The following is a 14,904-nucleotide window of genomic DNA, read 5'->3' as shown; positions in this document are numbered from 1 at the left end:
GATCTGGCTCCCGTCAATGCCCCAGACCGCGCCCATTTGGAATAGGCAATTGGTCCGCACCGTCCCACCGGCGCAGTTCAGCGCAGGCGAAGGCGGAAGCTGAGGAAATATTGCGGGCCGTAATATTCGACGTTCCGGGTGCTGCCGACCACCGGCATGTACTCGACTCGCGGCTCGTTGAAGAGGTTGAGCGCCTGGAAGCGAATATCCGCCTGCTTGTTGATCTTGTAGCTCATGTTCACGTCGAAGGTGTTGTTGCCTTCGACGTAGCGCAGCTGGGTATTGTCGCTGGTGAACGCCTGATAATAGCGCGAGCGATAGCGGTAGATGCCCTGCAGCGAGATCGGCCCGATCTCGTAAAAGGCCTGGGCCGAGAAGACGTGCTTCGAATAGCCGCTCAGCCCCGCCGCCGGAATCAGCCCGGGGATCAGGTCGCCGGTCGCGCTGTCGATGATGTCCCCGTAGCGGATGTCCTGCGTCTTGTAGTTCGACCAGGCGTAATTGTAGCTCAGCTTCACGCCCAGCCCGTCGAGCGGATGCGGCAGCCAGCTGAACCGGTTCGAGGCGGTGAACTCGACGCCGTACAGGTCGGTCGTGTCGTTGCTGTTGGTCGTCTGGCTGACCGGGACCAGATAATCCTGCCCGTCGATGACGAAGGTCTCGTTGATCGAGATCGGCACCTTGCCGCCGGTGAAGCGCTTGTAATAGCCGGTCGCGGCGAACAGCGTGTCCTTGTTGGCGTAGTACTCGAACGCAAGGTCCGCGTTCCACGACATCACCGGCTTCAGCCGCGGGCTGCCCGAGGCGACGATCGTGCCGATCGCCTCGTCCACCGTGGGGAAGCCCTGGCCGGCATCCTCCTCCAGCGTGATGCGGCGGCCGGCACCCAGCGCGCTCGGCGCGGGCCGCGACATGGCGCGGTAGATGCCGGTGCGGATGCGCATCTTCGGCGCGACGTCGAAGATCGCGTTGATGCTCGGCAGCCAGCGCATCGTGCCCGAGGTGATGCGGGTTTCGGTGAAGCCCGTGGTATCGGCCACCAGCGAGACATTGCCGCCGGCGCGGGGAATGATCTTGAGCGGGGCGCGAAGGCCGACCGCGGTCACCTGGGTGTGCACGCCGCGCACGCCGAAATTGCCGCGCACCGGGATGCCGGCGAGGCTGCCGGAATAGGTCGCCATCGCATAGCCGGCCAGCGTCTCCTCGGTGACGTCGGGATTGTCGACCGAACGCAGGTCCGCGCTGGGGCCGGGATCCTCGGTGCCCAGATAGCCGCGGAACTGGCAGAGCACGTCGAAGGTCGCGTAGCTGATCGTCTGCTTGTTGGGCGAATCGGCGAAGAAGTTGCGCTCGGGGAACGGCGTGCGGCAGGCCAGGTTGACCTCGCGGTCCTTGTCCAGCGGCGCCGACAGGGTCACCACGTCGTTGCTGTAGCCGAAGAACTGCCGCCGGGCCCAGCGCCCGCCGATGTCGATCCGCTCGATGAAGCCGTCAAGCTTGTAGCTGGCGTCCAGCCGGCCCGAATAGATCTCGTCCTCGCGGCCGTCCTGCGAACGGGTGAGCTGGGTATCGTCGCTGAACAGATTGTAGTTGTTCGGATCGAAGCGCGGATCGAAGCTGAAGACCGGCAGGAAGCTCTTGGAGAAGTCCACCGAATAGGGGATGCGCTGGTTGTTGATCGCGGTCTTCACGCCATAGATGTCGAGCGGATCGGTGCGCAGCCGCACCGTGCGCGTGATGTCGACGCGCTTGGTATGCGAATAGCCGAAGTCCGCGGTCACGGTCAGCCGGTCGCTCGGCTTCCATTCGACATTGCCGCCGAAGCCCAGATATTTCTCGTCGCGCTGGAACAGGCCCGACAGCGTCTGCAGCGTCGCCACGCCCTTGGCGGACAGCAGCTGGTGGTTGTCGCCGATCACGACGTCGCTGAGGCTGTAGCGCCCCTCCGCGGTGCCGAAATCGTTGCGCGTCTCGCTATACTGGCGCCGCGAATATTGCAGGTCGAGATTGACGTCGATCGTCGGGCTCGGCTGCCACTGGAGCGCCCCGAACACCGCGTTGCGCAGGTCGGAGGTTATCATCTGGCGATAGAGATAGGAGTTGGACGCGTGGAAATAGGGCGTCCCCGCATTGCCCTGCGGGCGCGTCACTTCGGTGCAGTTGCCGGTCGAAACCGGATTGGTGGTCGCGTTGCAGGTGAACCAGGTCGAGCTGGTGTAGAAGCGCTCGACGGGATCGTTCACGTCGTTGCGCTGGTAGCCGAGCGAGATGCCGATCTTGCCGAGGTCGCCCGCGTTGAACTGGTCGATATAGCTGATCGTGGCGCGGTAGCCGAACGGGCTCTGGCCCGCGATCCGGTCCTGATAGGGGTTGAGGTTGCCCTTGATCTCCGCCTGGATGTTGCGGCGCTTGTAGTCGAGCGGCTTGCGCGTCTCGAGCTCGATCAGGCCGGCGACGCCGCCTTCGATCAGGTCGGCCTGCTGCGTCTTGTAGATCTTGATCGCGTTGAACAGTTCGGAGGGGAACTGCCCGAAATTCACCGCACGGTCGCCCGATCCGTTGGTCGCCTCGCGCTTGTTGAGCGTGGTCATGCTCAGGCCCGAGCCCAGGCCGCGGATCGAGACTTCGGTCGGGCCGTAATTGGCGCGGTCGATCGAGGCGCCGGTGATCGTCGCGATCACTTCGCCGACCGACTGGCCGGGCAATTCGCCGATCTCCTTGGACGAGACCGAGTCGACGATCGCATCGGAATCGCGCTTGGACTGGATCGAGCTCTGGATCGTCTCGCGGATCGCGGTGACGACGATCTGGTCTTCCTGCGCCGTTTCTTCGGCCGGGGCAGGCACGCTGTCCTGCGCCCAGGCCGGTGCCGCCGCCAGGGCCGCTGCGATCGACCCGCCGGTGAGCAGCGCCGAGCGAGCGCGCACGCGCGCACGGATGGAGCCCAAAGCCATTCGAATCCTCCCCAATCGTCTTTTTATACCAATTCTAGGTACCACCGGTCCGGATGAAGTCAATGTCATCTTGATACCAATTCTCCAATCCGATTAATGCAGCGCAGCAAAACCAGAGGAGAGGATTGGATGGCAACCGGACTAGCCAGTAGCGGACCAGCACGGATCATCGGTTTCGGCGAGGTGCTCACCCGCCTGGCGACGCAAGGGAAGGTCCAGCTTCCCCAGGCGACCAGCCTCGATCTCCATGTCGGCGGGGCGGAGGCCAATGTGATGGCGGCGCTGGCCACGCTGGGCCATCACGCCGCGATGGTCTCGGCGATCCCGGCCAACGGCCTGGGCGACGGCGCCTGGCGCGCCTTGTCCGCCGCCGGCATCGACCTGTCGCGCAGCTTCCGCGCGCCCGGCCGCCAGGGCCTATATTTCCTCGCGCCCGGCGGATCGCTGCGCGCCTCGGAGATCCTCTACGACCGTGCCGGGAGTGCCTTCGCGTCGCACGACTGGTCCGCGTTCGACTGGTCCACGGCGTTCGCGGGCGCCGAATGGCTGCACGTCTCAGGAATCACTCCGGCGCTCGGCCCCGATCTCGCCGCCACCACCGGCGCGGCAATGGCCGCCGCCCGGGCAGCGGGCCTTCGCGTCTCGTTCGACGGCAATTACCGCGCGAACCTGTGGGAGAGCTGGGACAGCGATCCGCGGACGATCCTCACCGAGCTGGTCCGCCAGGCCGATCTGTTCTTCGCCAACCATCGCGACATGGCGCTGCTGCTCGATCATCCCTTTTCGGGGGATGGCGAAGCACGCCGGCGCGAAGCCGCGCTGGCGGGGTTCGAGGCCTTTCCCAATCTCCAGTGGATCGCCTCCACCGCCCGCCGTGTCGAGACCAGCGACTGCCACCGCCTCGCCGCGCGCATCGACACGCCCGAAACGGGATTCCAGACGCCGGAAATCGCGATGCCCGGCATTGTCGACCGGATCGGCGGCGGCGACGCCTTCGCGGCAGGGGTGCTGCACGGGCTGCTCGAAGGCGCGACGGCGCCCCGCACCGCCGAGCTGGGCCTGGCGCTGGCCTGCCTCAAGCATAGCGTGCCGGGGGACATGGCACTGTTCCCGCGGGCGGATGTGGAGGGCTTCTCGGGCGAAGGGGCGGATGTGAAGCGCTGATGGCACTCCGGCGCCAGCCACAAATCGTCATCCCGACGAAAGTCGGGATCTCATGCGGCTCCTTCCCCGCGCCTTCGCCTGAGATCCCGGCTTTCGCCGGGATGACGGCAGGGTTGCAGGAACCGTGTCAATTTAGGCCCGGTAAGAACCTGCTCTTGGCGTGAGCTTGGCGAACTTCCACAAGTCGCCGTCGCCCGTGAAGTTGGAAGCTAGAACCACCCCCAGATCGGGTTCTTCGGGTCCGCCAGCAGCTTCATCGTCAGCGCAACCGACATCACAACCAGCAGCGGCCGCACCCCGCGCCCGCCAAAGCGGATCGCGAGCCGCGCGCCGATCTGGTTGCCGACGATGTTCGCCGCCGCCATCGCGATGGCCAGGCCCCACAGCATCTTGCCGCCCGCGATCATCGCCAGCACCCCGGCGATATTGGTCGAGAGGTTGAGGAACTTGGTGTTGCCGATTGCCCGCACCAGCCCGAGCCCGGCCAGCGCGACCAGCACGGTGGTCAGGAAGGATCCGGTGCCCGGCCCGAAAAAGCCGTCATAAAAGCCGATGCCGGTGACGATCAGCGTCAGGGGGACATTTCCGATCCGGGCATGGCGGTCGGCCTCGCTCATCTTCGGGGCGAGCAGGAAATAGAGCCCCATCAGGATCAGCAGCACCGGCACGAAGGCGGCGAGGAAGCCGGGGTCGATGAACTGCAGCGTGGTCGCCCCGGCCGCCGCCCCCAGGAAGGCGCCGAGGGCAGGCAGCGCGAAGCGGCGCCAGTCGACATTGCCGGCCCGGGCATAGGTGAACAGCGCGGACGCGGTACCGCAGGCGCTCTGCAGCTTGTTGGTCGCGATCGCCGAGACCGGCGGGATGCCCGCCGCCATCAGCGCGGGGATCGAGATCAGCCCGCCCCCGCCCGCCATCGCGTCGATCGTGCCGGCGAGCAGCGCCATGGAGACGAGAAAGGCGAGGATGTCGGGAGTCAGGTGCATAGAATCAGGCCCCTCTACTGCTTGCGGGAGAGGGTGGCGAGGCAAAGCCGAGCCGGGTGAGGGTGAGACGCGCTCGCGGCCAGCACGCACCCTCACCCTTCCGCCGCTACGCGGCTCCCTCCCTCTCCCGCAGGGGGGAGAGGGACGAGAACAGAATAAAACAGAATAAAAAAGGAGGCGCGGCCGAGGGAGTCGGTACCGCGCCTCCAGGGACGGAGTGGGTCAGGGCAGCAGCTGGCTGCTCAATTCGGGAACCGCGACCGCCAGGTCATAGGCGACGATCTTGGCGAACACCTTGGCGCCGGCCTCGCCGACATGGGTGTAGTCGAACTTCAGGGCGGTCCGGCCGCGCGGGCCGGTCTTGGGAAGCGTCGATGCCGGCGGCGATTCGGGTGCCGGGCGTGGGCGCAGCGTGGTGCCGGCCCTGGCCGCGGCGATTTCCTCGGCAAGCGGCTCGGCCATCGCCAGCTTGGTCGATTCGACCGCGCCGAGCTGCTCCACCGCCTTGGCGCTGTCGCGGTTCAGCTCGATCACCGGCGCCTTGGTCTCGACGCCGATCTTGCGGACCGCATCGGCCCAGGCGGCGAGCGTGTTGTTGAGCTTGCCGCCCCGGAACTCGCGGCGCGAGAGCGGGGTGACGAGCACCGGCACCGCACCGGCGGCCCGCACGTCGAGCACCATCTGCCTGAGGTTCGACTGGAAATCGGTGTTGAGGTCGGTCCAGCGCTCGGCCTTGGTCGACTGGTCGTTATGGCCGAACTGGATCAGGACGTACTTCTTGGCATAGCCGCCGGCTTTGGCTTCGTTGAGAGCAATGTCCCACGAACCCTCGGCCCGGTAGCTGCGGGTCGAGCGGCCGCCGCGGCCCATGTTGAGGCAGGCGACGTTCGACTTGACGTGATAGGCGCAGAACACCGACGCCCAGCCGCTGCCGGGCGCCATGGTCGAATCGCCGACCAGGATGATCTTGTAGGCGGAGATCGGCGACGCATCGGTCCGCTTCTCCCGCTTCTCGATCGGAGGCTGGGCCTCCGAAGTCTGGGCGAAGGCCGCCCCCGGAACCGCCAGCAACGCCGCCAGCGTGATCGCAACTTTCAGCATGTGAACCCTCCCAGGTTGCGGCCTTCTGTCCCTCAGGAGAAGGCAAGGCCGCCGTTGATGTCCATGTTGACGCCGGTCAGGAACGCGGCGTCGTTCGAAGCGAGGAAGACCACCGCCGAGGCCACTTCGTCCGGATGCCCCTCGCGGCGCAGCGGCGTGTTGCCGGCCACGGCCTTGCGGCCCTCGGGCTTGGAGAAGGTGTCGTGGAAGCTGGTGCCGATCAGGCCGGGACACAGCGCGTTGACGCGGATGCCCTGCGGCCCCAGCTCCTTGGCCATGCTGCGGGTAAAGGTCATCAGCGCGCCCTTGGCGGTCGCGTAGATCGACGCGCCCGGCCCGCCGCCGTCACGGCCGGCGAGCGACGACAGGTTCACGATCGCGCTGCCCTCGCCCAGATGCGGCAGCACCGCCTTGGTGACGAGGAAGGTCGATTTGAGGTTGAGCTCCATGACATGGTCGAAGAACGCCTCGTCCATGTCGGCCAGCGTCTTGCGGGCGACCATGCCGCCGGCGACGTTGACCAGCACGTCGACCCGCTCGCCGAAGGCCGCGGTGGTCTCGGCGACCAGCCTGGCCACCTCGGCCGGCTTGGTCACATCGGCCTGGACCAGGATCGCGGTGCCGCCCGCGGCCTCGATCTCGGCGACGGTCGCCTTGGCGGCCTCGGCATCGCTGCGATAGTTGACCGCGACCTTGGCGCCTTCCGCTGCGAGCTGCAGCGAAACCGACTTGCCGATGTCACGTCCGCCGCCGGTTACGATGGCGACCTTGTCCTTCAATTTCATGCTGGATTCCGTTCTGGGGAGATGGTGCCCGCGGCGCGCGGAAGTCCGCGGCCGAGGAGCAGGATGGAGAGGAGCGCGAGGGGCACGATCGCCGCGGCCAGCGCGAAGATCGGCGCATAGCCCTGGGTGGTCATCACCGGCACGAGCCAGGTGGTAATGAGGGTACCGGCCACCGCGGCAGTGCCGCTGATCCCGGCGAGCGAGCCGACCGCGCCGCCGGCGAAATAGTCGCCCGGCATGGTCTGGATGTTGTTGATCGCCACCTGAAAGCCGAACAGGATCACCGCGATCAGCAGCACCGCGCTGAGCGGCGTCGATGCCTTGGCGGTCAGCAGCAGCGCCGGCAGCATGATCACGCAGCCGATGGCGATGGCGAGCTTGCGCGCCGAAAGCGCGTTCCAGCCCCGGGCAATCAGCACGCCGGAGAACCAGCCGCCGCCGAGACTCCCGAGCATCGCGCCGACGAACGGCACCCAGCCGAACATGCCGATCTGCTTCACGTCGAAATGGAAGGTCTCGGCGAGATAGATCGGCAGCCAGGAGACGAACAGCCACCAGACCGGATCGAGGAAGAAGCGGCTGAGCAGGATCGCCCAGCTCTGGCGATAGCGCAGCAGCTCGAGCATGCCGGGCGCCGGCGCTTCGCTCTCGACTGCGTCGGCCGTGGCGGGACGCGCATTGATATGGGCGCGCTCCTCGTCGCTCAGCCAGGGATGGCGATCGGGATCGGCGCGGTAGACGAACAGCCAGGGGATCAGCCAGACAAAGCCCAGCACGCCGACCAGCACGAAGGTCGCCCGCCAGCCGAACGACCCGTAGAGCGCGGCGACCGCAGGCGCGGCGATGATCGCGCCGATCGCGGCGCCGGCATTGAAGATGCCCTGGGCGAAGGCGCGCTCCTGCGGCGGGAACCACAAGGCATTTGCCTTGACCGCGCCGGGCCAGTTGCCCGCCTCGGCCACGCCCAGCGTGACGCGCAGGCCGATCAGCATGCCCAGCGAGCGGACGAGTGCGTGTGCACCGATCGACACCGACCATACCGCGATCGCGATGACGAAGCCGATGCGGGTGCCGATCCGGTCGAGCAGCTTGCCGAACAGCGACTGGCCGAACGCATAGGCGACCATGAACATGGTCACGAGCAGCGCGTAATCCGCCTTGTCCGCACCGATGTCCTTCGAGACCGCCGGCCACATCACGGCGAGCGCGTTACGGTCGATATAGTTGATCACCGTGACCAGCCCGATCAGGGCGATGACGAGCCAGCGAAGGCCTTTGACCTTGGTCATCGGCTCAGTTTCCCTTGCCCGTATCGAAGCGCGCGAAATGGCCCTTCCAGTCGAGCTTGCGGCCATCGACGGTCGCGCTGTGGGCCGCGTTCGCATCGGCCGAGAAGGCGATGGCGAGCGTGATCGCACGGCCATCGGCGAGCCTGATCGTGATCACGTCCGCGTCACTGGTGCGGACATGGGTGAAGCCCTTCACCCGGCTGTTGCTCGCGGTCGTCTTCTCCTCGCCGGCATCGTAATTGCCGTGCGGCTCGAGCAGGTTGACGAACTGGGCGTTGGTCGCGTTCGTCACGCGCTCGATCAGCAGCGGCTCGCGGCGCAGGTTGAAGCGCGGATCGTTCGCACCGCTCTCGCCCAGGATCACGCTGGCGCCGGCCGGGGCCAGCATGCGGTAGGTGTAGAAGCGGTTGTCGTTGATCCAGGTGACCGCGCCGTTCGCCTCGGTCGGCGTACCCGTCGCGTCGACCCAGATGTGCTGGTAGCCGTTCGCCTTGCCCAGTACCGGGCGCTCGGCGGTGTTCGACTGGAGCGGGAAGCCGATCGCGGTGATCTGCCCGGCATAATGGAGCGGCAGGTCATAGGTGGCGGGCTTGTCACCGGTCACGTCGAGCAGGTCGACGATCATCGGGCTCTCGATGCCGTCGACCGGCAGCTGGATCAGCGTGCGGCGATAGCGGACGCCCGGATAGGCGCCGGTCATCTCGGCAGTGCTGACGGTGGCCTGCGGCGTGCTCGCCCAGAAGAGCTGCTTCGGCGCGAGCTTGTCGCCCACCTTCCACTTGCCGCCGAAATTGCTGGTTTCGTTCACGACGAGGGTATTGTGGGCGACGGTCTGCTTCGCCCAGGTCTCGTTTTCCTTGAGGTAGCGCCCGCCGTCCTTGCTCTCGACATTGAGGAAGCGCGCCGCGCCGTAATCGGTCACGATGGCGTGGCCGTTGTCGTAGAGGATCCAGTTCAGCTTGTCGAAATGGCCATGGCCCATGCCCATCGCGGCGTTCTTGGCGACGAGCACCTGGTCGGTGTCGGTCGGGCCCGAGCGCATGATCGCCAGGCCGCCCATCTCGCCCTTCGGCCCATCGCTGAGGAATTGCGAGGCGAAGGGGAAAGGCCTGGCCTTGCCCGCCGCCAGGTCGCGCGCGACCATCAGGCCGTCGGGCGTCAGCACCGTGCGGCCCTGCCACTGGGCGATCGACAGCAGCGCCGGGTCCTTGGTCACTTCATAGCCGATCGCCACCGACTGGTAGAGCTCGTCGGTCTTCAGGCTCTTGTCCGGCATCGCGTCGTTGAACGGGAAGAAGAAGCCGTCGTACGTCGTCTGGATCGAGGTCCGGATCGCCTTCAGGAGCACGCCGTCGCGGTGCTGGAAGATCTTCTGCTCGGGCTGGTTCGCCTCGATGAAGCGGGCGAACAGCACGAAGGGCAGCATCGCGTAGCGCTGGTAATAGGGCCCTTCGACATAATAGCCGTCGGGCGAGAAGAGCTGGTCAATCTGGGCGAGGAAGCCGAACTTGCCGTCGCGCTTCAGCCCCTTCAGCGCGACCTCGACGAAATCCTTGTCGCGCAGCGTGTAGCCGATCATGCCGACTGCGGCGCAGGCCCAGGTCGCGTGGTTGTGGATCTGGTCGAACTCCTCGGCCTGCCCGGCCGACAGGAAGCTCGCCATCGGGCGGAACACCTTGTCGTCGATCGTCGCGCGATCGGCGGCGCTCAGCGACTCCCGGATCGCGTCATAGCCCTGCACCGCATAGACGGCCCAGACGGCGTCGTTGAGGCTCTGCCAGAACAGCCGGCCCGGCCGCTGGTCGCTCGCCGCCGGATGGTTGCCCAGCGTCGGGTAGAGCCTGGCGTACTCGAGCAGTTCCGCCCTGGCGAAATCGGCATAGCGCTGCTCGCCGGTGATGCGGAAAAGCAGGCCAGCGCCATAGATGGCGGTGTAGTTCCGCTTGTGCTGCTCATGCGTGTAGCCGCCGCCCGGATCCTTGGGCACCGGCACCACCACGCCCGCCTTGATCGCCTTGTCGACTTCGCGGCGGACGCGCTTCAGTTCTGCGTTGAACAGCGGATAGGCCGTAGCCTCCTTGGCCGTCGCCGCCATCTCCGCCGCGCGGAACAAGGTCGGCTGGGTGCCCGACGCGGTCTGCGCGAGGGCGGGCGTAGCGAGCAGGGCGGAACCGGCGAGGAGAAAAGCGAAACGAGTCATCAATTGCTTCCCGGAAGCGGCGAGGCCGCAGGCTTGGCGTACCAGGAGACACCCGTCTCCTCGCGCGTGATGGGCTTGAGCGTGCGATCGGCACCGAGCTTCGCCAGTGCCGGATCGGTGGGATAGAGCAGGCCATTGGCGGCCCGCTTGAGCACCACCTGGCGGCGGTCGATCGCGATGGGCAGGGTGGCGGGGCCAGGCACGGACATGACATTGCCGGCGAATGTGATCCCGGCGATGTCCGACCTGGCGACGAAGGGATCGCCGCGCTTCTGGTTTACGAACAGATTGCCGACGAACCGCGTCGCGACGGGCGGCAGCGACAGCTCGGCATCGGCGCCGTTGCCGAGGGTCACGGTGCTCGCATCGATCAGGCTGTTCCGCTCGATCAGCGCATCCTGCACCTGCTCGTAGCGATTGATCGGCGAATTGGGCACGCCGTTCATCAGCGAGAGCGCGCTGTACGACCCGTCGCCGGCCAGCCCTTCGAGATAGTTGTTCCGCACGATCTGGCGCCGGTTGATCACCCGCACGCCGCCGGTGTGCTTCACGCCATTGCCGAAGAAGACATTGTCCTCGATCCGGTTGCCGTGCCCGTGGCGCATCACGAACGCGCCCTGGCTCTCGACCACGACATTGCGCCGCAGGATGTTCGCGCCCGACTTGATCGAGACGATCTCGACCTCGCCGTTGCAGCGCTCGAAATAATTGTCCTCGACCACCGTGAAGGAGTCGCTCTGCGATTCCTGGCTGGTACCGATCCGTATCGTCTCGCCGCCATTCTCGCCGAGCGGCGGGCGGGGACCGAAATAGTTGTGGTCGATCCGGTGATGATTGTCGCTGGGACCATAAGCGGCGCGGACCACGACGAGCATCGCCCCGCCATGCACCTTGCCGGTGAAGTGCGAGTGATCGACCCGGTTGTTGCGCCCATAGAGCGACACCCAGTGATCGGTCTTGGCCTCGGTCGGCGCGCCATAGCCGTCGACGACGATCCCGGTCAGCCGCGAATTCTCCGCCCAGCGTTTCGTGTCGAAGCGAAAGGCGATCAGGTCCTCGCCAGTGCCGTGGCCGTCCTTGAACACCAGGTTCGACACGAGCAGCCAGTTGCCTGCCATGCGCAGGCTCGAGGAACCGGTCAGGATCACCTTGCCCGGCGTCTCCGCGGTCAGCGTGATCGGCCTGGCTTCGCTGCCCTGGCCCGTGAAACGGACTGCGAAATCGCGCCACTCACCATTAGCGAGGATGATGCGATCGCCCGGCGCCGGCGCCTTCGCTGCCGCCGCATATTCCTGCTGATCATGGACAAGAGTATCGCGCGCCGCCGCCGGACTGGCAGCCACCGCAAGCATCCCCATCGACAGCGCCCAGAGTCGCAACGAGTCCTCCCCATCGGCTCTTGTGGCCGATGCGGATGCCTACCAGTCGCGCAAATTACGCGCAAGCCAATTTGAATACCAATTTAACGGACCGGATTTGGCCCAGTGGTTCTATACCAAATTCCGGGCAGCGGTCAGCCGCGGGCACCCCGCGGGCGGCCGGCGAAGAGCGGGGCAAGCGTCACGGCAACGGTGCCGAGCAGGATCGCCGCCACCGCCGGCTCGAGCTGGTCGGCGAGCCAGAAATAGGCCGTGACACTGGCCGCGGCGGCCAGCCCGACTGCCCCGAGCAGCGACGCGGCATGCAGCAACGGGCCAACCCGGCGCGGCCAGCCATCGATGATTCGCCGCACCCGGGCGAGCATCACGCCATCGATGCCAGCGGCTTCCGCCCGTGCATATTCGGCCGAATCGAGGCGCTTGCCGTCGAGACGGTAGAGAATGGCGAAGCGCCGCAGCGCCTCCAGCCGGGCATTGGCGAGACCGGCCACCCGGCGCGAGCCGAACAGCATCGCCCCCAGCCGCTCGATCCGGCGCGGCGCGCGCAGCGACGCGCGGCCATCCGCCTGCGACAGCTGCAGCGTGCGCAATTCGAGCGGGCTCAGTGCTGCCTCCGCCGAGACGGTTCCGGCAAGCCCTTCGAGCAGATGTGCCTGGCTATCGAGATACGCCATGATGTCCTCCTGTTGGGGAGCCATCTAGGCGCGACGCGTTCCGCTGATTAGCCGTGCGGTCGGCACCTCAAGGTTTCCGCAACTGCGACGATCCGCCACATCGCGTCGGGTACCGGCAACCGACCATCCCAAAGTATGACGGAAACGCACTTGATACCTTATATCATCGCGGCTACCGCGGTGCAGCAAGTATCTTAGTTTGGGAAGATCCGTTGATGTTGCGTCCGCTGCTGCTCGCCTCTGTTGCCCTGTTCGCCCTCCCCGCCCATGCCGAGGAGAAGCCGTCCAACAGCAACGACACGCCGGCAGCCGATCAGGATCATGACCAGCCCGGCGCGCAGATCGTCGTCACCGGCACCCGCGCCCGCAACACCGCCGATGTGCTGGGCGGCACCGCGGTCCTCGCCAAGGACGAGCTGACTCGCGACCTGCGCCCGACGATCGGCGAAACCCTGGCCCAGCAGCCGGGTGTCTCGGCCACTTCCTTCGGCCCCAATGCCTCGCGTCCGGTGCTGCGCGGTTTCATCGGCGCGCGTGCGCCATTGCTCACCGACGGCATCGGCAGCATCGACGTGTCGAACACCTCGGCCGATCACGCGCCGATCATCAATCCGCTCACCGCCGACCGTATCGAAGTGCTGCGCGGACCGACCGCGCTGATCTTCGGTCCCTCTGCGATCGGCGGCGTGGTCAACGTGATCGACAGCCGTATCCCGCGCCACGTGCCCGACGAGATTGTCCATTTCGACGGCATCGCCAGCTATGGCAGCGCCGCCGACGAGCGCTCTGTCTCGGGCGCGGCGGACGTGCCGGTGACGAGCAAGATCGTCCTCCATGCCGATGGCAGCTTCTCCCAGACTGGCGACCAGCGCACCGGCGGCTATGTCCTCAGCCGCCCGCTGCGCGCCGCCGCGGCCGCCAGCGCCGATCCCGAGATCCAGGAACTGGCCGACCTCAAGGGCAAGGTGCCCAACACCGCGGGCAAGACCTGGGACGTCGCCGGCGGCGCCGCGATCATCGACGGCACCAACAATCTCGGCTTCTCGGTCAGCCATTTCGACACCTTCTACGGCGTGCCGGTGCGCTATTCGCTCGATCCGGCGGTCGAGGCGGAGAATGTCCGCCTTCACGCCCAGCAGACCCGCGTCGACGTGCGTGGCGAGGTCAATATCGGCGACGGCTTCTTCAAGCAGCTCCGTACCCGCTGGGCCGCGGCCGACTACAAGCACAGCGAGATCGCGGAAGACGGCGCCGTCGGCACCACCTTCTACAACCAGGGCTATGAAGGCCGGCTCGAGCTGGTCCAGAGTGCGCGTGGCGGCTGGGATGGCCTGATCGGCGGCCAGTTCTCCTTGCGCGACATGCATGTCGTCGGCGACGAGAAGTTCCTGCCCAAGAATTCGGCCCAGCAGTTCGGCCTGTTCACCCTCCAGTCGCTCGATCTCGGCGCGTTCAAGGCCGAGGCCTCGGCCCGCTTCGAGCACAACGACCTGACCGCCCAGGCCGATGCCGATATCGGCAACCCGGCGTACAATCGCAGCTTCGACAGCTTCTCCGCCTCGCTCGGCGCCAGCTATGCGATTGCCGATGGCGTACGCTTCGGCGTCAACGTCTCGCGTGCCGAGCGGGCGCCGACCCCGGAGGAGCTGTTCGCCAACGGTCCCCATGCCGGCACCCAGGCCTATGAGATCGGCAACCCGAATTTCGGCACCGAGAAGAGCTGGGGCGTCGAAGCCACCCTCAAGGGCGGCGGTGACGGCTTCGCATTCTCGACCGCGGCTTATTACAACTGGTTCACCGGCTACATCTACGACACGCCCACCGGCGCGACGCAGGACGACCTGCCTGTCTTCCAGTACAATCAGGCCAATGCCCGCTATTACGGCTTCGAGGCCGAAGGCTCGCTGCGCCTGGCGACGGTGAAGGCCTTCACGATCAACGCCACCGCGCTGGCCGATTACGTCCACGCCGAGATCACCGGCACCGGCCCCGCCCCGCGCATCCCGCCGCTGCGCATCAATGGCGGGCTGGAAGCGACGTCGGACGCCTTCACCATCCGCGGCGAAGTCGAGCATGTCTTCGACCAGACCCGCATCTCGGCCTTCGAGACGCCGACCGACGGCTTCACCTTCGTCAACGCCTCGGTCTCGTGGAAGCCCTGGGGCGCCGGCTCGAACACAAGCCTGCAGCTCTCGGCCAACAACATCCTCGACGTCGAGGCCCGCCGCGCCGCCAGCGTGCTCAAGGACTATGCCCCGCTCCCCGGCCGCGACATCCGCGTGACCGCGCGCATCCAGATCTGACCTTTCAAATCCTCCCCCGGAGGGGGAGGGGGACCGCAAGCGAAGCTGGTGGAGGAGGAGTAGCGCGCCTCA

Annotated in this window: 10 protein-coding genes; 2 read left to right on the top strand and 8 right to left on the bottom strand. The window is 66.6% G+C overall.

Annotated elements, in window-relative coordinates:
• Positions 1 to 77: 77 nt before the first annotated feature.
• Positions 78 to 2,954 (bottom strand): TonB-dependent receptor, encoded by a 2,877-nt coding sequence (locus GGR46_RS19525; protein ID WP_183999668.1) that lies wholly within the window; start codon positions 2,952 to 2,954, stop codon positions 78 to 80.
• A 129-nt stretch (positions 2,955 to 3,083) separates the two neighbouring features.
• On the opposite strand from GGR46_RS19525, the gene GGR46_RS19520 reads away from it, so the two are divergent.
• A complete protein-coding gene (locus GGR46_RS19520) occupies positions 3,084 to 4,118 on the top strand; it encodes a sugar kinase (protein ID WP_183999667.1) in 1,035 nt (344 codons plus the stop codon).
• Positions 4,119 to 4,327: 209 nt separating this feature from the next.
• Here GGR46_RS19520 and GGR46_RS19515 read toward each other — a convergent pair whose 3' ends face one another.
• The 7 genes from GGR46_RS19515 to GGR46_RS19485 form a co-directional block, all read right to left on the bottom strand.
• The gene (locus tag GGR46_RS19515) at positions 4,328 to 5,101 is read right to left on the bottom strand and encodes a TSUP family transporter (protein WP_183999666.1); all 774 of its coding nucleotides are present in this window, start codon (positions 5,099 to 5,101) and stop codon (positions 4,328 to 4,330) included.
• Between the two features lie 222 nt (positions 5,102 to 5,323).
• Positions 5,324 to 6,202 carry a rhamnogalacturonan acetylesterase gene (locus GGR46_RS19510; RefSeq protein ID WP_183999665.1) on the bottom strand — a complete coding sequence of 293 codons (879 nt, stop codon included), beginning with the start codon at positions 6,200 to 6,202 and terminating at the stop codon, positions 5,324 to 5,326.
• A gap of 32 nt (positions 6,203 to 6,234) precedes the next feature.
• Positions 6,235 to 6,987 (bottom strand): SDR family NAD(P)-dependent oxidoreductase, encoded by a 753-nt coding sequence (locus GGR46_RS19505; RefSeq protein WP_183999664.1) that lies wholly within the window; start codon positions 6,985 to 6,987, stop codon positions 6,235 to 6,237.
• Positions 6,984 to 8,276, bottom strand: a complete 1,293-nt coding sequence (locus GGR46_RS19500) for an MFS transporter (protein ID WP_183999663.1) — start codon at positions 8,274 to 8,276, stop codon at positions 6,984 to 6,986. The genes GGR46_RS19505 and GGR46_RS19500 overlap by 4 nt, the downstream gene beginning before the upstream one ends.
• A gap of 4 nt (positions 8,277 to 8,280) precedes the next feature.
• Positions 8,281 to 10,476 carry an alginate lyase family protein gene (locus tag GGR46_RS19495; RefSeq protein WP_183999662.1) on the bottom strand — a complete coding sequence of 732 codons (2,196 nt, stop codon included), beginning with the start codon at positions 10,474 to 10,476 and terminating at the stop codon, positions 8,281 to 8,283.
• Positions 10,476 to 11,819, bottom strand: a complete 1,344-nt coding sequence (locus GGR46_RS19490; RefSeq protein WP_221262858.1) for a polysaccharide lyase 6 family protein — start codon at positions 11,817 to 11,819, stop codon at positions 10,476 to 10,478. Before GGR46_RS19490 ends, GGR46_RS19495 begins: the two co-directional genes overlap by 1 nt.
• Before the next feature lie 170 nt (positions 11,820 to 11,989).
• A complete protein-coding gene (locus GGR46_RS19485; protein WP_183999660.1) occupies positions 11,990 to 12,529 on the bottom strand; it encodes a hypothetical protein in 540 nt (179 codons plus the stop codon).
• Between the two features lie 215 nt (positions 12,530 to 12,744).
• Between GGR46_RS19485 and GGR46_RS19480 the strand changes: the two genes are divergently transcribed.
• Positions 12,745 to 14,832 carry a TonB-dependent receptor gene (locus GGR46_RS19480; protein WP_183999659.1) on the top strand — a complete coding sequence of 696 codons (2,088 nt, stop codon included), beginning with the start codon at positions 12,745 to 12,747 and terminating at the stop codon, positions 14,830 to 14,832.
• The last annotated feature ends 72 nt before the right edge of the window (positions 14,833 to 14,904 follow it).

It is taken from the genome of Sphingomonas kyeonggiensis, assembly GCF_014196745.1.
Taxonomy (GTDB): domain Bacteria; phylum Pseudomonadota; class Alphaproteobacteria; order Sphingomonadales; family Sphingomonadaceae; genus Sphingomonas; species Sphingomonas kyeonggiensis.
The sequence above is the reverse complement of the archived record's forward strand: the minus strand, read 5'-3'. Positions and strand labels throughout refer to the sequence as shown.